At 43.2% G+C, this 21,160-nt stretch carries 17 protein-coding genes; 7 read left to right on the top strand and 10 right to left on the bottom strand.

All coding sequences use genetic code 11. The features are described from left to right. Positions 1-279 precede the first annotated feature (279 nt). Positions 280-552, bottom strand: coding sequence for a hypothetical protein (locus Q4592_RS00170; protein WP_303508282.1), 273 nt, complete (start codon positions 550-552; stop codon positions 280-282). Between the two features lie 106 nt (positions 553-658). Next, complete coding sequence (locus Q4592_RS00165) at positions 659-1,717, bottom strand: porin (protein WP_303508279.1); 1,059 nt, start codon at positions 1,715-1,717, stop codon at positions 659-661. 314 nt (positions 1,718-2,031) lie between these two features. Here Q4592_RS00165 and Q4592_RS00160 point away from each other — a divergent pair, with 314 nt between their 5' ends. Then, positions 2,032-2,697: a tRNA (adenine(22)-N(1))-methyltransferase TrmK gene (locus Q4592_RS00160; protein ID WP_303508276.1), complete on the top strand. Its 666-nt coding sequence runs from the start codon at positions 2,032-2,034 to the stop codon at positions 2,695-2,697. 161 nt (positions 2,698-2,858) lie between these two features. Beyond that, positions 2,859-4,160, top strand: a complete 1,302-nt coding sequence (locus Q4592_RS00155) for an inosine/guanosine kinase (RefSeq protein ID WP_303508274.1) — start codon at positions 2,859-2,861, stop codon at positions 4,158-4,160. 19 nt (positions 4,161-4,179) lie between these two features. Here Q4592_RS00155 and Q4592_RS00150 read toward each other — a convergent pair whose 3' ends face one another. The 4 genes from Q4592_RS00150 to Q4592_RS00135 all read right to left on the bottom strand — a co-directional run bounded on the left by Q4592_RS00150 (position 4,180) and on the right by Q4592_RS00135 (position 9,969). Next, complete coding sequence (locus Q4592_RS00150; protein ID WP_303508272.1) at positions 4,180-6,222, bottom strand: bifunctional diguanylate cyclase/phosphodiesterase; 2,043 nt, start codon at positions 6,220-6,222, stop codon at positions 4,180-4,182. After that, positions 6,219-6,761, bottom strand: a complete 543-nt coding sequence (locus Q4592_RS00145; protein ID WP_303508269.1) for a YfiR family protein — start codon at positions 6,759-6,761, stop codon at positions 6,219-6,221. The genes Q4592_RS00150 and Q4592_RS00145 overlap by 4 nt, the downstream gene beginning before the upstream one ends. 8 nt (positions 6,762-6,769) lie before the next feature. Next, positions 6,770-8,827 (bottom strand): TonB-dependent siderophore receptor, encoded by a 2,058-nt coding sequence (locus tag Q4592_RS00140; protein ID WP_303508267.1) that lies wholly within the window; start codon positions 8,825-8,827, stop codon positions 6,770-6,772. Positions 8,828-9,039: 212 nt separating this feature from the next. Then, the gene (locus tag Q4592_RS00135; protein ID WP_303508265.1) at positions 9,040-9,969 is read right to left on the bottom strand and encodes a GGDEF domain-containing protein; all 930 of its coding nucleotides are present in this window, start codon (positions 9,967-9,969) and stop codon (positions 9,040-9,042) included. 806 nt (positions 9,970-10,775) lie between these two features. On the opposite strand from Q4592_RS00135, the gene Q4592_RS00130 reads away from it, so the two are divergent. The 3 genes from Q4592_RS00130 (at position 10,776) to Q4592_RS00120 (ending at position 14,758) form a co-directional block, all read left to right on the top strand. Next, positions 10,776-11,549, top strand: coding sequence for a family 16 glycosylhydrolase (locus Q4592_RS00130; protein WP_303508263.1), 774 nt, complete (start codon positions 10,776-10,778; stop codon positions 11,547-11,549). A 243-nt stretch (positions 11,550-11,792) separates the two neighbouring features. After that, positions 11,793-13,817 (top strand): methyl-accepting chemotaxis protein, encoded by a 2,025-nt coding sequence (locus Q4592_RS00125; RefSeq protein ID WP_303508260.1) that lies wholly within the window; start codon positions 11,793-11,795, stop codon positions 13,815-13,817. Between the two features lie 29 nt (positions 13,818-13,846). Then, entirely contained in the window at positions 13,847-14,758 is a 912-nt protein-coding gene (locus tag Q4592_RS00120) for a heparin lyase I family protein (RefSeq protein WP_303508257.1), read from the top strand. A 3-nt stretch (positions 14,759-14,761) separates the two neighbouring features. Here the strand turns inward: Q4592_RS00120 and Q4592_RS00115 are convergent, their stop codons facing one another. After that, positions 14,762-15,604, bottom strand: coding sequence for an alpha/beta fold hydrolase (locus Q4592_RS00115; protein WP_303508254.1), 843 nt, complete (start codon positions 15,602-15,604; stop codon positions 14,762-14,764). Between the two features lie 226 nt (positions 15,605-15,830). On the opposite strand from Q4592_RS00115, the gene Q4592_RS00110 reads away from it, so the two are divergent. Next, positions 15,831-16,274, top strand: coding sequence for an RNA-binding S4 domain-containing protein (locus Q4592_RS00110; RefSeq protein WP_303508251.1), 444 nt, complete (start codon positions 15,831-15,833; stop codon positions 16,272-16,274). A gap of 136 nt (positions 16,275-16,410) precedes the next feature. Here Q4592_RS00110 and fusA read toward each other — a convergent pair whose 3' ends face one another. Both fusA and Q4592_RS00100 read right to left on the bottom strand, forming a co-directional pair. Continuing rightward, positions 16,411-18,495 carry an elongation factor G gene (gene fusA, locus Q4592_RS00105; protein ID WP_303508248.1) on the bottom strand — a complete coding sequence of 695 codons (2,085 nt, stop codon included), beginning with the start codon at positions 18,493-18,495 and terminating at the stop codon, positions 16,411-16,413. Positions 18,496-18,784: 289 nt separating this feature from the next. Beyond that, positions 18,785-19,126, bottom strand: coding sequence for a YajD family HNH nuclease (locus Q4592_RS00100; protein WP_137673096.1), 342 nt, complete (start codon positions 19,124-19,126; stop codon positions 18,785-18,787). A gap of 161 nt (positions 19,127-19,287) precedes the next feature. Here Q4592_RS00100 and Q4592_RS00095 point away from each other — a divergent pair, with 161 nt between their 5' ends. After that, a complete protein-coding gene (locus Q4592_RS00095) occupies positions 19,288-19,914 on the top strand; it encodes a hypothetical protein (RefSeq protein WP_303508239.1) in 627 nt (208 codons plus the stop codon). Positions 19,915-19,971: 57 nt separating this feature from the next. Here the strand turns inward: Q4592_RS00095 and Q4592_RS00090 are convergent, their stop codons facing one another. Beyond that, positions 19,972-21,159: a glycosyltransferase gene (locus tag Q4592_RS00090; RefSeq protein WP_303508235.1), complete on the bottom strand. Its 1,188-nt coding sequence runs from the start codon at positions 21,157-21,159 to the stop codon at positions 19,972-19,974. Position 21,160 lies beyond the last annotated feature (1 nt).

The following is a 21,160-nucleotide window of genomic DNA, read 5'->3' as shown; positions in this document are numbered from 1 at the left end:
GTTTTTATCTGCAGCTACTCAGATAGATACACATATAAACTCAATTCAAGCCTATCGAAGTAAAAGTTAACAAACGATTAACAGGCTAGGTATTAATCTTTAGTCTAAACCCAAGTGATATAGGCAAAAACTGAGATCTAGGCTATAAAAATAAGTGGAATTATTATGAGGGATAAGCTGAACACCAAACCACTTCAGCTATGTGGGTGAAAAATCAATGGAGAAGAGTAATAAAGCCTGAGGGTTCAGGCTTATAAATGTAAATATTTTGTAATCAGACTATACGCAAAAATCTACTTCAGAGATATCGATAGGGTTATCTTCAGAAGAAATTTCAGCATAACTATCATCAGCAAAAGACAGCTCTTGGCCATCATCTAGCACGATAAAGTAGGAAAGGTTAACGGGATTAATCCGTAATTCGCCGTAAAGGAAACACCCGCTGTTAAACAACACCGTGGTATTAGGTTTAGAAAAAAACATAGCGCTTACCCTAGGGCCAAAGTTAACCAAAGCAATAATCACCAGAAAAGACACCGTTAACCACTTCATTTTCAATCTCTAACTAAAAAGAAGCAATTGTATCAGCTTTTACAAATGAAGCGTGTTGACCCAGATTAAAAAGCGGCGCTAGCTGAACTAGCGCCATAACGTTTAGCTAGAAGTAGTAACGCGCTTGTATCGACATTTCATCTTGCTTTTTGTCGGCGCCTGCTGCGTCTTTATTTTCTAAACCGAATTTGTACTCAAGTGCTAGCAATACTTGGCCTGGCTTCCAACCCACACCCGCCGCGGCGTAACTTAACTCGCCTTGGCTACCACTAGTTTTATCCTCTAAGCCGTTATAACCGGCATATACGTGATAGAGACCGCCATCGATTTTGTAGAAACCTATTAGCTCTACACCATTAGCTTTATCGGCTAAGGTACTAAACTTCCGACTCAGGTTTTCATACTCACCGTAGGAACCGGCCACATAAAACATATCGTCTTCGTACACCGCACCCGCTAACCAAGATTTGGCTTTATCTTGATCAGCAGCACCTACGTAACCTGTTTTAGTGTTGTCATATCCATTCGCCGCGTACGCAGCACCAAAGGACAAGCCAAAATCAAAATCATACTTACCGCTAATTTGATAACCATAATCCCGAGCACTATCATCTTTTTCAAATTGATATTGAGCGGCTATACCAAAACCACCAAATGACTTGCGATAAACAATTGCTTCGTCGGCACGACCCATACCAGATTCATCGCCGCCGTTACGACCGTCATAGGTGCCAGAGGCATCACCACCAAACTTCCAGAATTGATCGGTCCATACTGCAATGTCGTAATAAGCAGACCATTGCTTACCAACCCGCAATTCTCCAAAGCCATCGTTATTAAAGTAGATGTTACCTAAACGATTACTAAACAGAGGGTCACTAGCACTAGAGCCTTCTGTAGGGTTAAACCCCCACTCTAGCTGAGCACCCGCTATCCAGTTTTGGACCATTTCATGCTCAAAGGCAAACCGGATCCGTGAGGTCTTATTTTGTAGTTCAAATGAGCTGTCTTTATTAGCCCCATCTCCGTATCCCGCCTGATAGAAGGCTTCTATACCTAGATAGCCACCTATGCTGACGTTTGTTTTACCATTTTCATAAATAGTAGCGGCTGAGACGCTACTTGCCATCGCACTAAGTGCGAGCCCTGCAATTAACTTATTCATGTTCACTCCTTGGTTTGAGCTTTCTTCATAAACTCTTCACAAATGAGGTGGGAAATTGTGCTAACAGTTAAACACCCCAAAATTTAGCGTAGTAACGAATCTTTAAATGAACAAACTGGCTGTTGTAAGAAGATAATGCTGACATTGATAGGCTTATGAGTAACTTAGTGAAGTTTGTTAATAATCAACAAAGAATCAGTGTTTTTTAGCGTGTATGTGTTCTTTCTTGCTATTTACTTCTATTCAAGCTGGCAAAGTTTCTTGCCACCACTGAATAAATAACTACTATTCATAACCTTACTAAGGAGTATTTTGTGAAACTCAGCCACCGTTTAGCCTGTATCGACCAACTGATAACACACTCTTATCAAGATATTTGGGACTGCTGCTGCGACCATGGAATGCTTGGCGCACACTTAGTTCAGCGCAAGGCGGCCGAGCGTGTTCACTTTGTAGATTGCGTCCCCAAGATCACTCAACAACTTGAGATAAAACTGGCAAAACACCTGCCCTACTCGGCTAATTCCAACACCAGTTCGTGGCGGGTCTATTGTATGGATTCGGCTGAAATTTCTCTTGAAGATACCGCTAAGCAACTAGTAATTATCGCCGGCGTTGGTGGAGAGTTGTGTATCAGTATTTTGAAAAAGTTCTTCGCCCACAATGTCGGTAAACGCTTTGAGTTGATTTTGTGCCCGGTACATCACCAATACGAACTTCGTGAGTTTTTAAGTCAACAAAAACTGGGGCTACTTAGCGAACACCTTGTACTTGAAAACAAACGCTATTATGAAGTTCTTCATTTAAGCACTGAAGTGTCACAAGCAATTAGCTTAACCGGCAGCCAAATGTGGCAGGCCAATAACCCTGAACATCAGCAGTATTTAGACAAAACCATCGCTCACTACCAACGTATAAGTGTTAGCCATGCTCACCCCGCATTACTGGCCTACCAAACTCTACTCAACGAATGGCAGTGAGAGGCCGAATCAATCACTTATATTCAATAAATAAAATATTTAAATCTACATATAAAACAGTAAGCAACATTTTGTATCGGGTGTGCTAGAATCGCCGCCCTTGAGTAGTGAGCCAACTACACTGCTAAAATATGACTAAATAAAAACAAGCGATCTTTTACATGAAATTTCCTGGTCAACGTAAGTCAAAGCATTATTTCCCGGTTGAGTCTCGCGATCCACTAACGAACGAGCTAAACCCGGTTTTACGCCCAAAACTCACCCATATTACTGGCATTGACCAAACCTTGGTGGATATAGAGGCGCACGTAGATGATGCCTTTATTCAACGCCATAAACTGGTAAAAGGAAATTCGTTACTGATTGACGATCAAGCGGCTCAACGCTTATACCAAGAGCTGCAAGACAAGCAACTGATCGCAGCAGAATTTGCTGGCGGCACTATAGGCAATACTTTACACAATTATTCTACCCTTGCTGACGGCCGTTCTGTCATGTTTGGCGTGATGAGCCAAAACATTACTGTAGGTGACTATGCCTACCGCTACCTTTGTAATACCTCTTCTCGGGTTGATTTAAACCACCTGCAATCCGTAGACGGGCCCGTTGGCCGCTGTTTTACATTAATTACCGAGTGCGGCGAGCGTACCTTTGCCATTTCTAAAGGGCATATGGACAAACTAAGCCCAGAATACATTGATGAAAGCTTAGTTAAATCTGGCGCAGCATTAGCGCTTACCGCCTATTTGATGCGAGCGGGTAATGACCCTATTACTCAAGCCGCCATGCAGGCGATTGACTACGCCAAGCAAGCAGAGGTACCTGTTGTTCTCACACTAGGGACTCGCTTCTTAATTGAAGACGACCCAAAGTGGTGGCAACAGTTTGTCGCGGAGCACGTTACTGTGCTAGCAATGAACGAAGAAGAAGCGGAAGCCCTAACCGGACATAGCGATGTACTACTAGCTTGTGAAGCCGCACTTGAATGGTGTGATTTAATCCTTTGTACTGCCGGTTCTCGGGGGCTGTTTATGGCAGGTTACACCGATGAAAGCCATAAACGCGTAACAAGCCACACGCTATTGCCAGGAGCGATACCAGAATTCAATCAATATGAGTTTTCTCGCCCCATGCTAAAACAAGATTGTAAACAAGCAGTTAAGGTGTACTCGCATATTGCACCATTTATGGGTGGGCCTGAAAAAATCACCAATACCAACGGTGCGGGTGATGGCGCATTGTCTGCACTATTACACGACATGGCAGCCAATGTATTCCACCGTAGCAATGTTGAGCAATCTAGCAAACATCGCTTCGATGCACTTAGCTATTCATCATTTGCACAAATTTGTAAATACGCTAACCGCGTAAGTTATGAAGTACTCGCCCAACACAGTCCACGTTTATCACGTGGCCTGCCAGAGCGAGAAGAAAGCCTAGAAGAGGCTTACTGGGAGCGTTAAGTGAGCTAAATCAACAAAGCTATTCAGTAGTTTGGAACAAATAGCGCTGACTAAATAAGTCTTTAGGTATTGGCTTAGAGACTAAATAACCCTGCACATAATCACAAGCAACGCTTAATACCTGTTGGCGTTGCTGCTCAGTTTCCACCCCTTCCGCAACAACTTTCAAACCCAAATGATGGGCCATTGTTACAATCGCTTTAACTAAGGCCACGCTATCTTTGTCGGTCGTTAAGTGCTGAATAAACGAACGATCAATTTTAAGTAAATCGATATCGAGTTGCTGCAAGTAAGCTAACGATGAATACCCCACACCAAAATCATCAATCGCAACATCAATACCCCGTTGATGTAATCGCGCGAGTTGATCTTTAATCGAAGCATCGGTAGTCATTAACACGTCTTCAGTGATTTCAATCATAATGCTATGAGCTGGAAGTTGATGCATTGCGATGGCATGCAACCAATCATCAATCCATTTACCGCCATCATTAAACTGCGAGGGAGAGGTATTAACCGCCACTTGAATATTGCACTCCCCTTGTCGATACCACTCTGCCACCGTTTCCACGGTTTGATGCATGACCCACTGGCTAAGCTCTCTAATTAGCCCGGCTTGTTCAGCTGCCTCAATAAACTCGCCTGGATAAACTAAACCACGTTGTGGGTGATTCCAGCGCACGAGTACTTCAGCCTTAGTCACCGCGCTTGTTTCTGCCGAGAACTCAAGGGCAGTAATGGGTTGGAAATACAACTCGAATTGCTGCTCAACCAAAGCCGTACGTAACTCTTCAACCAAGCGCCGTTTTTGTTGAGCTTCTACCTGCATAGCAGATGAGAAAAACTGATAACAATTACGCCCACGGTCCTTTGAAACATACATCGCTTGGTCGGCATGTTTCACTAACTCTTCTACGTTAGCGCCATCTAAAGGATGAAAAGCGATGCCGATACTGCCACTAACATAGGCGTCTTCTTGTTTAATTGTGAAGCGCTTAGCTAAACCTTGCAGCACGGTTTCTGCAATGTTGGCCAATGGTTGTTGTTCACTCACCCCTTCAATAACAATGGTGAACTCATCGCCCCCCAAGCGCGCGACCGTATCTTGCTCTCGTACACATCTAAGGATCCGTTGACCAGCTTGGCTAAGTAAAATGTCGCCATAATCGTGGCCTAAGGTATCGTTAATCTCTTTGAAGCCATCTAAATCAATGAATATCAAACCAAAATGACTATTTTGCTTAACTAACTCTTGGATTTTTTCGTAGAAATAATGGCGGTTAGGTAAACCCGTTAAGCCATCGGTGTAGGCGTATTGCAACAATTGTTCATTGGCATTCTCAAGCTCTTGCGTTCGCACGCTCACTTGCTTCTCTAACATCCGTTCACGTAACTCAATGGTTTCTAACATGCTGTTAAAGCACTCGGTGAGATCAGCCACTTCATCGGCACTAGATTGTTGAGCGCGCAAGCTATAATCGCTGCTACGCGTTACTCGTTCTGCCACCTGGGAAAGGTGCAATAAAGGACGTAAAAAACCGCGTTGCAAGAACAGCGACAAGAACAGGCTCAAACCAAAGGTAAACAATAAAAGTACGACTAAAAACTGGCTATAAAAGCCAATCCGTTGGTCAATATAGCTATCGTTAGCCCAAACAATCAGTTGCCCATACACTTGCTCATCGAGTATCAATAAACTGATGATTTCAATAACTTCACCAGGTTCTTCACCAAACTCATGATGCTTAGTCATACTTTGAATGCTGGCGAGTACCTTAAGTTCGGTATTTCTTATTTCTGCTTTCATTACGTCTTCACGTAACAACAAAGATTCAACCAGTTCTTGCATCGCCTCTTGATCATCAAACAACAAGGCCGCGGTGATATTAGGTGACAAAATGTCAGCCATATTCTGCAGACTTTCAGTTTGATCGCGCTTGGCACTGACGACTTCGTAGGCACTAAATACACCCGCCACCATCGCACTGGAAAAAATAGCCATGCTCATTAATATCAGTAGCAACTTTTTGCTCATGGTATTCATGCTAAAAAAGGATTTCATTGCTCGCCCTCTTTAACAATTCTACTCAGCCTTAATACCTTGGAGCTCATAACAATGTCAGCCTTTTTCAACGACTCTGGAGCAACCTCAAAGCGAATTTTCCCTGATGCTAAGAAAAATCGTATATGACCGCCAAGCTTAATAAAATCAGGAGTTTCGCCCACTAGCATAGTATGTAGCAGCAAACTTTTATCGGTGGTGACCCATTGCTCACGATAACGATGAGTAACAAACAACAAGTTACATTGGTTAATGTTTAATGAGTCTAGCTCGACAAGGGCGACTTTAATGCCTAAACCATGAATAGTTTGCTGGTGTAATACCCAACTCGCAGTATCTAAAAAGTCACTATCGGGGCTACACAGCTTAAAATACCCCACCGGAGTCGCCGCTACTTGCCAATCGCTATAACGCGCAAAGTTAAACAAAAAGCCAGCTTTTAGCGCCGCTTCTTTATCATTGAGTTCTGCGTTTACAGCCGCTACTTGTAGCAGTAATAGCACACCCACTGATTTGAAAAAGCGCTTAATTAATCGCATTAAACAACCTAAAACTCAGCCATTAAACGAATCACTACACTGGGCTCAATATAGTTTGGGACAGTAAATGTTTCCGAGGTATTGTTATACTCAACATGGCTACCAGCTAACAGGTTTTTACCGCTAAGAGATAATTGGGTGCTGGGTTTAAACTGCCAATTCCAACTAAGATCTAAAACATCATAGTCATCCACTCTATAGGCATCGCTGTTGATTGAACGGAATAGCGCAAATAAAGAATGTTGTTTAAATACCTGCCAACCTGCTTTAGCAAACAATTGCTTTGAATCAGAATCGTAACCAATGGCTGGCTGGGTATCTGGCTGTAAATTATAGCGATACGACATTTGGCTATAGCCCAGCTCACTGGTAAATCGAGGGTTAGGCTGCCAAGCAATTAAGGCCTCGCCGCCTTTCACATTGAGTTCTGCATTAGATACAACATCAAACTCTACTACCGTTTCAGTAAGCGCTTGTTGCGCCTCTTGGTATTTGCCGGCCGCTAACAACGCAAATATTTCGTCAACACCTTCAGGAGACGTATTGGGTTGAACTGCAAATACATCTTTAGATTGGGTATGAAACAACGCCACATCTAAAGACCAGTTAGACTGGCTAAAACGGTAACCTAATTCATAAGACAGAGACTTTTCTGGCTCGACTTGTTGGTTACCATTTAAAACCGTTCGCAAGTGATACTGATCAATAGCATCGATACCGGTTTGTATAAACTCTCCTACACGGGTGCCGTTGAGCGCCGAGTCGTAATCATACTCGGCCAACGAAGGAGTGCGCACCCCTTGCGATACTGCTCCCCAAACTACATGGTTATTGCTTGGTTGCCATAACAATCGTGCCACAGGCTGGTGTTCCCAGCCGGTAAAACTATTGTGCTCTGACTTGTTACCCACAATTAAATTTAAGGTTTCCGGAACAAGCGTAAACTGAGCTTGAACAAATGCGCCATATTGTTGCAAACGCGACAGGTCTGCGTCGCTGCTAATTAACGCATTTTCTTCGAAAGGTAGATCGCTATTACGGTAATTTAAACCCCAATCAAACTGAGTACGACCAAATAAAGTATTCATTTGATAATCGATGTCTAATGACTGAAAGCGTTCATCTAAATAAAGCTGCTCACCATCTTGAATCGCCCACGAAGCCTGCAACATTTGATTCGATGAGTGCGACATACGGTGTTCCGCTCGCGCCATTACCCGCCCATCTTGGCGCTGAAACCGATCTTGATGAAGTGTGTTTTGATTAGTTTCTACTGACAAAGCTTTCAAATTCTGCCCCATGTCAGTGTGGGTATAGTTCAGCTGAGTAAGAATAGATAAATCATCATTCGGCGCAAAATCTAATCGAAAGCCGATACTTTTTTGCTTAGCATCATCGTTAGGTTCTGCTTTAGTTCCATGTTTCGACGCATCGGAATCACGTACGCTACCATATACGCGATAACTGCCGTTATTACCCAAATTGCCGCCATGACGCAGACCTACATCGTAATTAAGCTGGTCACCGCTGCTCACCTGTACCAATGTATCTCGCGTATCTAGGCTGCTTTTAGTGATGATGTTAATCACCCCATTGGTGGCGTTACTGCCCCATAACAAGCCACCTTGTCCGCGGATCACCTCAATACGTTCAATATCGTATAAAGGCACATCTAAGGTTTCCCAGTAAACGCCAGCAAAAGACGGGTTATATACACTTTGGCCGTCCACCATCACTAACAGTTTACTGGTATAACGGCCAGCCACACTTCTTGCTGTTATAGCCCACTGATTATTATCAAGCTGCCTCACTTCTAAACCAGGAACCAGCTTTAAAGACTCAGCAACGGTAACCGCACCAGACGCTTTAATATCTTCTTTGCTTAATACGTATAAAGAGGCGGCTGTGGTAAACGCAGATTGGGCACGCTTCATCGCCGACGTAGCTTGCACGTCGGTGGCCATTAGCGATTCTAATTCTAAGCTCGACAGAGGATTATTTTCTTCTGCGACCAGATTGCTTGCGCAAAACAACAAAAAACAAGCACTAGTTGAAGGCTTCAACAAGACAACTCCTTGGTCTTTAAAACTATCCTTAGTATCTGAAACAAAAAAGCTCGAGGTAACAAGGGTATGAAATGGCTAAGGCCATGAGCATTTATTCAGCAAAAATTGATAGTATTTATCTCAAAGAAATAGATCAAGGAAAACCACAAACTAATAATGTTAGCGGGGATTTTAAATTGCTAAAATAATAAACAAACTATTGAAAATTATAATTAAACTTTCATTAAGTGGCGATGTTGGCAGCTACGATTTCGCCCCGATTTTTTAGCTTGGTAAAGGGCATCGTCAGCCCGCTGTAAAACACTGTCACGACTAATATCACTTGATTCAATACTGCTAACCCCGATACTAACGGTGACATGTAAACAACCGTGCTGATAACTAAACAGTTGCTGTTCTACGGCCTTTCTAATTCGCTCAGCACTTACGAACGCGTCATTAACCTTAGTATGCGGTAACAAAATCGCAAACTCTTCTCCGCCCATACGAGAGCATAGATCTACATCTCTTAACTGAGACTTTATAACCTCATATAACTGCTTCAAAATACGATCACCGCAAGGGTGACCATGCTCATCGTTAATTGCTTTAAAGTGGTCAATGTCGATCATTATTAAACTGCAATCCAAATAATGGCGATGATAAGTTTGAAAATGATTCGCTAAGCTTTCGAAGAATCGACGACGATTAAAGGCGCCTGTTAGTGCATCGGTTTCGCTCAAAAAACGCAACTGCTGCTCCAACTTATAGCGCTCATTGATGTTGCGTGCAGCCCACACCACCCCACGCTGCCCATCAATAAAGGACTGTAATGGTAAAATTCGGGCTTCAAACCACTCTTCACGCTCTAGCTTGCTGCTCTCGCTACAAGGAAGTCTCATATCCATGGGAGAGATGGAATATTCGGATACGCGTAAATTTTGGTCAAAGATACTCATCCGTATTTGCTGCATAAACCACTTAGCTTTTTCTTCACAAAATACGTCCGCAACAAAACGTCCGGTTAACAAGCGGCTGCAGGAAAAAGAGTGTGTTTCTTGGTCGCCAAGGTGAGCGATACAATAGCCGTCTTCAGTGAACACGAGGGTCGAGTCAGGAAATGCTGAAACGATTTCTAGTAACTGGGCAGTAGATAAATGCATTCTGGAGCCTTAACTAATTGCAAAAACAATCGACAAGGTTTAGTTACGCGTATCAAATACTAGTTTGAATTTATTAGAATTATTATGCTCAACCAAGGATGACAATTTCAGTTTAAGCTCAACTATCAGACTACTCCGACCACCCAAGTCCAAATTTGATTTATATCAATTAGCTAAAAAAATAGTAAGTAAATCTAAAAAATCATACATACCAAGAATATTTGTCCACCTAAAGTAGAACATTCCAACAATCTCTCTGAGACTAGCGTTCTCATGCTAGTGCTTAAGCTTATTGGTAACGCGTTTTCTAGAGCATCGTCCCCTTAAAACCAGTAAAAGCTAAGTTTCTTGATGGTGTTTCAGGCAAATGCTTTTAACCGTTAAAACTGTCACAGCCTAATAAAACAACAATTGTGTTACCAAGCGTTCAAGATAAAAGTATTAATCAATTGTTAAGAATTTATGAACGCTAGGGACAGCTAATGAACTCATTTACAACATTAAACTCTACTAGGTGGGTAGGTTCTCTAGCTGCGTCACTGATTCGCCTAGCCATTTTCGTGTCGATAGCCACAGGCCTAAGCAGTTACGCAATCAATGGCTAATCGCTATCAATAACGCATTTAAAAGCCGTGCCTATATCAATACCTCTTCAGTTAATGTTGAGCTATTAACCTTGTGTTAGGCAGGGCTGCACCGAGTCCCAAACGCTACTCAGCCTCAGTATTTATTGGGTTTAGCGACGTTTAGACAAAAGTAACATCATTAAAAATAACAACAAACTCTACATAAGGAAAATGATAGAAATGAAAGTTACCTCTATATTTGCAATTGCATTAACCGTAGCGACGATCACACCTGCGCATGCTAATTTTTTTAAAGATGATTTTAGCTGGGGATACAACTCAGGCATTTGGCAAGCTCGCGATGGCAGTAACGGCAGCCCCTTTGGCTGTAAGTTTACCCCATCCAAAATTTCACCCAGTTCACACGGAATTACACTTAACGTAGCGCCAAACCAATGCGCCGAACTTAGAACAAAATCGTTACTAAGTTATGGCAAAGTGCAATCGAGCCTAAAAACAGGTAACGCACGCGGCACTGTATCTTCAATCTTTACTTACACCTCGTGGCACGATGTTCCTGGTCGAGCTTGGCAAGAAATTGATATCGAGTTTTTGCCTAGCCTTGGCAACGTGGTGCACACTAATCTTATCTACCAGCCTCAAGGAGGCCAATATCAGAGTTGGGAGCAAGATATAGATTTAGGCCAATACGGACTCAACATCCACCAAGATATGGTCCATATAGGCTTTGATTGGTCGAGTTGGAAAATCGATTGGTACTTAATAGACTCTTCAGGAAATACGCGAATTATTCGCAGCTTATATAAAGACAATGGAGATGGCTATGTTGCTGCCAACGAGGTTCCACAATATGCTTGGCCAGTCGATCCCACACGTATAATGATTAACCATTGGCATGGAGATAACTCAGCAGATGCAAAGTACTTCCCACAAGAGTACTTCAACCAAAACAACTGGGCTTACTACGATTATCTAGAATACACCCCAAAGTAATCTAAGCTGTCAGCAGACTTTATTTTAAGTCTGCTGTTTCAAGTTCTATCTAAGTCCCCCTTGAACCATTCCTAAATATATCGCTCTCAAAGCATCTGCGTTAGCTCTCTTTAACGCTTTTCATTTATGGCATAAGTGTTGGTTTAATCACATCTGCGCAATAATTTAATTGTAATACCATAACAACAAAAATACATTGCGCAATAAACAAGCTGTAAATTGACTGAACGCTAAGGATGGCCCATGCAAATTTCTGTTGTGATGAGAACGCTAATCGGTTTTGCCACTCTACTGGTGCTGTTAATTGCCATCGCATTGATTGGCCAATTTAATATTAGAGGTTTGGAGTCTCAACTTAACGAGACTGTTGACCAGCTAACGCCCACTGCAGAGCTATCCAACCGTTTATCGGGCTTGCTACTTAACTCAGCCTGGGTGATTGGCTTACATAGCAACACCGAATCTCTTGAGCAAATGAATCAGTTAGAAGGCCAAGCAGCCTCCCTTACCCTAACCTATCAAAACACCTATCAAGACTTACTGACACTCACCAAAAGCTACCCTGAGCTAAACCAAATACTTAAACCCGTTAAAGCCCACGCTGAAACAACCTTTACCACAGCTAGCACCCAGTTTGCCAATCACCAACAATGGGTAAAAACTAACAAAGCCGTTCAAAGCCTGCGTCGCCAATTTAAGCAGCAATGGAGTGGCTACCACGAGGATCTTCAGTTTATTGCTGACTCTGTAGATGGTGATGCGCAATGGATAGCCATTGCTTTACAAGCCGATGGTGCCATTTTAGAGCGCCTGCTAGACGAAGCCTTTTATGCCAAAACGGTCAAACAAACCACCGAGCAATTGGTTCAACTTAAAAAGCTTTATGCACAAATGATAGAAAAACGCGACGAGCTTGAGTTCTACATTGAAGATGATATTGAAAGTGTCGTGAACTACTTTGTGTTGCTCAATGAATCCATTAACAAAAATGGTTTGTTTAGTGAAATTGATCACCTCACTCATTTGAGCCAACAACAACGCAATAACTTTGAGGTAATTAATACCCAAACCGCAGAAGCCCTAGAACAGCTAACACTCGCTAGCGATGCGGTGTCATCCATGATTGTTAAGGCAAAAGCCCAAGTAAGCAACACCTCTCAAACTGCCATAACAACCATGATTGCGGTGGTGTTAGCCTCGTTAACTATCTCACTGGTGGTAGCGTGGAGCGTAACCTCTAGCATCAAAGGGCCACTAAAACGCACTTTGGCACAAATGAAAAAGCTAGTAGACGGTGATTTTAGTGAGCAAATTACTATTGAGAAGAATGATGAATTTGGCCAAATTGCCCAACAACTCAACTTACTCACCGAGCAATTTAACCAGGTTATCGGCTCTATGGTAGACAGTGCCAAACAACTAGAAAGCAGTGCCGAAACCGGCCTAAATGCTAGCCAGCATTCTCGCACCATTATTTCCGAGCAACGCGCTCAAACCAACATTGTGGCCGATGCCGTTAAAGCCATGGAAGAAGGCGTACAAGATGTCTCCCAGCAAGCTAATACCTCGCGCGATGATATTGGCGATGTATCTGCACTCACTGAACAAGGGCGAAAAGCCGCACATACTACCCGCAATACAACCACTCAACTTAAGGCCACCATTATTAATGCCGCTGAGAAAGTAGATACCTTAAAACAAAATTCCGACGACATCGGCTCTATCCTTGATGTTATTCAAAGCATCGCCGAGCAAACTAACCTACTCGCGCTAAATGCAGCCATTGAAGCCGCCCGAGCTGGTGAACAAGGTCGCGGTTTTGCGGTCGTTGCAGACGAGGTGCGCAATCTGGCTAGCCGAACCCAAAACTCAACGACCGAGATTTTCAGTGTGATAGACGGACTACAAAAAGGTGCCAACGCTGCGGTTGAGCTAATGAAACAAGGTGAGTCAATGGTGGCAGAATGCTTAACCCAAGCCGAGCAAAGTGACCAGCAATTAGAGAATATTGCGGTCATGCTGGAGCAAATTCGCGCCTATAGCCAACAAATTGCCAGCACTGCTGAAGAGAAAATGGCAGTAGCCTCGCAAGTTGCAAACAATGTACAAAAAATAGTAGATCTCGGTCATTCGGCTCATAAAGACGCAGAGCACAACGAGCAAGCCAGTGAATCATTAAAAGTTAAGTCTGAGCAACAGCTTGGCCAGCTAGCCATCTTTAAACTTAAAGACTGCATTGCAGCTTCTGAGCAACCATTAACCACTTAAGCACATACACTTAAACAAGAGTAAACAGGATGAATGTTCAAGCTAAACACGCCGTTGGGTATTTATTGGTATTGCTTAGTGTACCTGCGCTACTGGCTTGCAGTAGCGCAATACCTACCCACTCAGCACTTAAGCATGAGCCCTCAAGCCAAGAGCTTGGTGAAAGAGTTATAGCCAGCGCTCGTTTAGACGCAGATGGCAAAAATAGCGGTTTAACACCTTACCAATTAGTACAAGCACAGTTTGGAAGTAACGCCGCTGAATCTCCCGATAGATTCAGCGGCGACCATCAAGGTGTAGCCCACATTGAAGAACACAGTGACCCAGAAATAGGCCCTTACTTTCGTTTTATCTTGCATCGTGATGCAGATGGTAACAAAGGCAAGTTCATTGACCGTCAACGCAACGAGATCAAAATATACGGCGGCTCGCCAGATAAACTAAAAGGCTATGAAAATAGCGTTTTCGAATACTCTTGGAAGTTTAGAGTCAGTGAGCAAATGCAAGTAACCAACAAGTTTACGCATTTATTTCAGCTAAAAGCCGTGGGGGGCGAGGATTCAATGCCAATTATTACCCTCACCGGCAATACCCGAAATGGCAAATCAGGTATAGAAGTTCGTCATAGCCCTTTAGTAAAAACCAATGTGTTAGCGCGTAACGATTGGCATTTGGTACAAGGTCAATGGCTAGAAGCTGTGGTAAAAGCTCAATACAGTGACCAAGGTTGGTTTAGCTTAACCCTCACTCGACTGAGCGACGGCCATCAGATTTTTAATCTTCATGAGAACAACCTTGATATGTGGCGTGGTAACACTAGCAAGCACTTTGTGCGCCCGAAATGGGGGATCTACCGCTCAACAGTCGAAGCGCACAAACTCAAGCCAGAAACGCATGTCGACTTTGCTAATTTTCAGGTAAAGCAGTTTGCTAACAAATAGCGGCTAAACGGGATTACAATCGTCAAGCTGATTGGCTGCTAATGCAAATATGCAGCTAACAATTAAGCTAACTTGTTCAACCTGCATAAAATGCCCTTGCTTGGGCAAACGAATCACCTTGCTATGTTCCGTTGACAAATACTTCTCAGCAAAATCGGCATTTTTAGGATCAACCAAATGGTCTTCACCGCCCTGCACCAAAACGACCGGAATACTTATCGATGCTAAACGCTCAGCAGAATTTGCTAACCCATCTTGTAAAGCGTACATGTCTAAATTAGCTTGATTAAGTTGCCTCCCCATTTCAGATAGAGACAGCAAAAAATGGCCCACTCCGTTAGCGGCAAATTTGTTGTACCAGCGAGGCTCGGTGAGCTCAGCGCTTTGTCCCCCAGCCAATAATAGTAAGCCGCCTACGTCACTGGGATGTTGTTGGGCTAAAATAGGCGCTAAAGACGCTCCCCAAGAGTGGCCCACAACAATCAACGGCACATCAGGATGCTGCCGTTTTAGTTGTTGAATAAGAGGGCTTATCAATCGCGCCTGGTCAAACATACTTGCAACTGGTTGAGGAGCAGCTGTGTATTGAGATTCCCCCCAGCCTGGCCTATCGATACTGACCACTAATACCTCACTAAGCAAGCTCGGTTCGGTGATCAAATAAGCGCTATCTTGCCAAGAACCTGGCGTGCCGTGTACCCAAAGCATCACCGCTTTTTTAGCCCGCCCATTGCTGTGTACGCTGAGAGAAAATTCACCATCAACTACTTGATAATGGTTAACATTAGGGTTGTTTAACAAATTTGTTTTAATAAAGTCTTGTTGCTGTTGAATCGCCTCAGGCATTGGACTACAAGCTGTGAGAACGCCCAAAAAGAGTATGGTTAATCCGTGGCGTACGCCCATTCTACTTGGCCCTCGATACACTATTAGCTGAACATATTATTAGCCCTTAATGCACTAGAAAGCCAAACGGCTACTATTATTTCATCATGAATGACCCGATTACTCACTTGACCCCAGCAAAGCGGCTCGCGATAATCCCTGCACTTTAAAAGAATGGCCAATATCAATGAACGAATACGAAGACTCTCCCGAAGAAATTGAAGTAGAAGCACTTGAAGTCTTTGTAGAACAACAGCCTATTGAACTCTATAAAGTGCTGAAAATCGGCAATTTAGTGAACGGCGGTGGCGAAGCCAAAATGGCCATAGCCGAGGGTTACGTTGGCGTAAATGGTGAGTTAGAGCAACAAAAGCGTAAGAAGATCTATGCTGGCGACATCATTGAGTTTAATGGCCAATTTTTGTATGTCGTGTGCGATCAAGCTGTTACAGAGACAAAAGCGACTGCGGTGATCCCCCAAGATAAAACATCAAAAGTGGCCAGTTCTAAAACCAACAATAAAGTGACCAAACAAGCCAAGAGCAAAAAACCATCCACCAAAGCACGCCAACAACCGGTAGATACGTCTAAAAAGAATCAAAAAACCGGACGTCATTCCATTAAGTTTTAACCGGCAACTTTCATCCTAATCAAATCAAAAAGAGCAGCCAGTGGCTGCTTTTTTAATCGCTAACTTAAATAGATAGAACATTATTTAAGGCATAAAAAAAGCCGCTCTAGGAGCGGCTTCGTACTAAAAAGTTAAGTTACTTTTTAGCTTGTCTCTCTTTTTCTTCAGCAATTACTGACTCAGCCACGTTTTGTGGAGTAGCAGCATAGTGCGAGAATTCCATAGAGAACTGACCACGACCAGAAGTCATAGTACGTAGAGAACCAATGTAACCAAACATTTCTGCTAGTGGTACGTCAGCTTTAATACGTACACCGGTTACGCCAGCTTCTTGGTCTTTAATCATGCCACGACGACGGTTTAAGTCACCAATAACATCACCAACGTGATCTTCTGGAGAGAATACGTCAACTTTCATGATTGGCTCAAGAAGTTGAGGTCCCGCCTTAGGAACAGATTGACGGTAAGCGCCTTTAGCTGCAATTTCAAAAGCAATGGCTGATGAATCTACTGCGTGGAATGCACCATCGTACAATTCAACTTCCATATCCAATAATGGGAAGCCCGCTAGAGGACCATTTTCCATCATTGAATTGAAGCCTTTTTGTACTGCAGGCCAGAATTCTTTAGGTACGTTACCACCAACAACCGAAGAGGTGAAAGTGAAACCAGAACCTGCTTCACCAGGCTTAATACGGTAATCAATTTTACCGAACTGACCTGAACCACCAGATTGTTTCTTGTGCGTGTAGCTATCTTCAATTTCTTGAGTAATAGTTTCGCGGTAAGCAACCTGTGGTTGACCAACAACAAGATCTACGCCGTATGTACGCTTCAAGATATCAACTTTAATATCTAAGTGAAGCTCACCCATACCTTTAAGGATGGTTTCGCCTGAATCTTCGTCAGTTTCAACTTGGAAAGATGGATCTTCAGCAACCATTTTACCAATTGCGATACCCATTTTCTCTGAACCACCTTTATCTTTAGGCGCAACAGCAATCGAGATTACTGGAACAGGGAAAACCATAGGCTCTAGCGTACAAGGGTCTTTAGGATCACATAATGTGTGACCAGTTTGTACGTTCTTCATGCCCACGATGGCGATAATGTCACCAGCTTGCGCACTCGTTAATTCGTTACGGTCATCAGCTTGCATTTCAACCATACGGCCGATACGTTCTGTTTTACCAGTAAACGAGTTAAGGATGGTGTCACCCTTGTTCAATTTACCAGAGTAGATACGTACGAAGGTTAATGCACCAAAGCGGTCATCCATAATTTTGAATGCCAATGCTTTGAATGTTTCATCAGTAGAAACGATAGCTTTCTCGCCAGTTTCTTCGCCTTCTTCGTCCATAAGAGGTTGTGGATCAACTTCTGTTGGGCTTGGTAGGTAATCAACAACAGCATCAAGTACTAATTGAATACCTTTATTTTTAAACGCTGAACCACAGTAAGTTGGGAAGAAGTCCATAGTACGCGTACCTTTACGGATACACGCTTTAAGTTGCTCAATAGTTGGCTCTACGCCATCCATGTAAGCTTCCATTAGGTCATCGTCTTGCTCAACGGCAGTTTCTACTAACATTTCACGGTATTCAGCCGCTTTTTCTACCATATCCGCAGGGATATCAGTTACTTCGTAGTTTTCTGGAAGACCTGTGTCATCCCAGATGTACGCTTTTTCAGTTAGTAGATCAACAACACCAACGAAGTCGTCTTCGATACCGATAGGCAGAACCATTACTAACGGGTTAGCCGCTAGTACGTCTTGAGTTTGCTTAACAACACGGTAGAAGTCAGCGCCCATACGGTCTAGTTTGTTAACGAAGATAATACGTGCAACTTCTGATTCGTTCGCGTAGCGCCAGTTAGTTTCTGACTGAGGCTCAACACCACCAGAACCACAGAATACGCCAATACCGCCATCAAGCACTTTAAGTGAACGGTATACTTCAACAGTGAAGTCAACGTGTCCAGGAGTGTCAATAACGTTGAAGCGGTGGTCATCCCAGAAACAGCTTACTGCTGCAGACTGAATAGTAATACCACGCTCAGCTTCCTGTTCCATGAAGTCAGTAGTAGACTCACCGTCATGTACTTCACCAGTTTTGTGGATCTGACCAGTAAGTTTTAGGATACGCTCAGTTGTGGTAGTTTTACCTGCATCAACGTGAGCAAAAATACCAATATTTCTATATTTTGATAAATCAGCCATTGTTCAACTCTAATCAATTGTTTCAAATTCGCGGGGAGTATACCACTACTGTCGCACAAGGCGAGAGGGTGAACTGTATTTGAGCGATTTATTGCAAATTTTCTTAAAAAAAGTATCTCAAACTGCTGCAATTGGTTAATTAAAAACGCAATAACTAGCAAACTTGAGCCTAAAAAGCCTTTTTTCAATCCGTCATAACAATAATTGGGCGACTCCCCTACCCACTAAATAGCATAGTGGGCTTAAGCAGCAACGCAACTCAACATAAATGAAAGGTACAGAGAGGTATTTACTTCTTGTTTGCCATCATTGCTTTAAGGTCAGCAAAAGGATTAGAAGTAGCTTGTTCTTGTTTTAAGTCGGCTCCAGCTTCTACCGTTGAACCATATTGTGCTGCCTCGGTATATTTAGAATGCTCGTGATCGTGACAATACAAACACAGTAACTCCCAGTTAGTGCCATCATTAGGGTTGTTGGTATGGTCATGGTCAATGTGGTGAACCGTTAATTCACGTAAATTTGAATAGGGAAATTCACGAGCACAACGCCCACATACCCAAGGAAACAGCTTTAGCGCTTTCTCGCGGTACCCTTGTTCTAAGCTTGCATAATTATTTGGAATATTAGCCATGTTCATCTCCCGCTATTTTTGCCAAATACTATACCACTGGCGGGTCGAAAAACGCTTATTCAAAAAATAATATTTTGAATCTACACCCTAAACCCAGTAAGCGGTTTCAAAACTATCAATCATAAGCCACACTTAAATCAGTATCACTAAAGGATGACGCTATGCCGAAGCCGCTTACCCAAATACTTTGTAACCGCTGTGATTGTGAAACCACCACTAAACAAGTGAATGGCTGGAGAGTATTTTTACACCATGGTTTGGCGTTACCGTTACGTAAAACCTTAGGCTGGTGTAAGCAGTGTGAACAACTGGTTAGCGCCGAAGAATTGAGAGACCTTGACCTTATCATTAAAGAAATGGGTGAATTGGTACAACAGGTTGCCGCTTACGAGGGCACCCTTAAAACCAATTATTGGCAACGCTTGTTTAACCGAAAGCTACGCCGTTTGCGCCGCCGCTCGGTGGAAACATTATTAACGCTAGGAGCTGAGCTAGATGTTGCTAGGCAGCGCTCCAATAAAGCCAAATGTATAAGCTGTGGCTCGCTAGAGGTTTCAGTGATTAATTCGTCACTCAACCTCATCGAACAGTTTTGGCAACAACATGAACCACATAGCATTGCTACCGGTTTAACTCATCCAAATTGTGGTGGCGAATTCATTGCTCGACCGGCATCTACAACAGTAAACAACCAAGCTATTCCTCAGCAAGCGGAGAATTTACAAGATTCGAAAGGCTTGATAAATCCCCCATCACACGATGAAAAGAACCAGCAAAATGTGGCTTAATAAAGCCAAGGCTTTGCTCAGTTGCAAAGCCTCACCTTTTATATGGCTATGTTATAGCTAACAAGATAGCAATTGATTCACTTGCTTAGCCCGTTCATACCAACTCTCAGACCGCACGCTCATCCGTTGGAATGATGTTCTGCGATGCTGCAAGGCTTGTGGTGTATTCAAACTATCTTCTAGAGCCTGTACCATTTGATAAGCTTCTTTCACTTGAGTCACCATTCCGGCATAAGGTTTTAGCGCCGGAAATGGCGTACTCACCACCGGCCTACCCGCAGCTAGGTATTCGCGTAACTTAAGTGGGTCGCACGACGTAATTTGCTTACAGGCTTTAAACGGCAGCCAAGAGACCTGCCAATGTTGTACGTAATGAGGTAACTCGTTGTGCGCTATCGCTGGAACAATCTCAATATTGCTCACCTCTTTAAACGCGGATACATCGGTTTGTACATCGCCAATAAATACAAAGCGCCATTCTGGCAGTGCTTTCGCTACTTTTACGATTAGCGGAATGTCTAACCAAGCAGCAATACTGCCGTAAAATCCAGCGACTGGTCCACCTTCCAACAATGAAGGCGCAGGGCTTGATGGGTGTACAAATAAATTGTAATCAACGCCATGAGGTAGTACTCGAGTTTTTGCTGCCACCGCAGCTTGTTTGCTAAATTTACGCAACAGCATATCGCTAGCCACTAGTACATGATCAACTTTATTCACCAGCTCTCGTTCGCAACGGGTCACGTGCTGATGGTCCACTCCCGCTAAAGCATTAAAGTCATCGCCACAATAATAAATCACTTGGCGCTCGTTAAGGTGCCCCAGCATATCTACTGCAGTCGGTAATGCTATCCAAAGATCGGGGTTACTAATGCCCAACTGTTCAGCTTGTTTGTTAACCTGCATTTTCAAAATACAGCGATTTAGCCAACGAAAAAAGCGACTACGAGGTGCAGGAAATGCAATCGGCGATAACACATGAATGCTGCTTGGTTTAATTGAAGGCTTACTCGAAAATTCCGTCGATTGCTCCTTTTCCCCAGATGCGTTTTTAGCTGTCCTTAGCATCGACTTAGCTTTTTCTATAACCCGCTTTGCATCGCGAAAACTTAAACGCGGACGACGTAAGCCAATAGAATTAACCCAAAGAATACGATGGTTTTTAGCCAATTCGGTAATTACATGTTGGCTACTACTAGGGTGACGTTGCCAATCTTCACCAAATACAATGAGATCGCGTTTCATA

This window comes from Agarivorans sp. 1_MG-2023, from assembly GCF_030548385.1.
GTDB lineage: Bacteria > Pseudomonadota > Gammaproteobacteria > Enterobacterales > Celerinatantimonadaceae > Agarivorans.
Note: the sequence above shows the minus strand (reverse complement) of the source record. Positions and strands in the feature narration are given on the sequence as shown.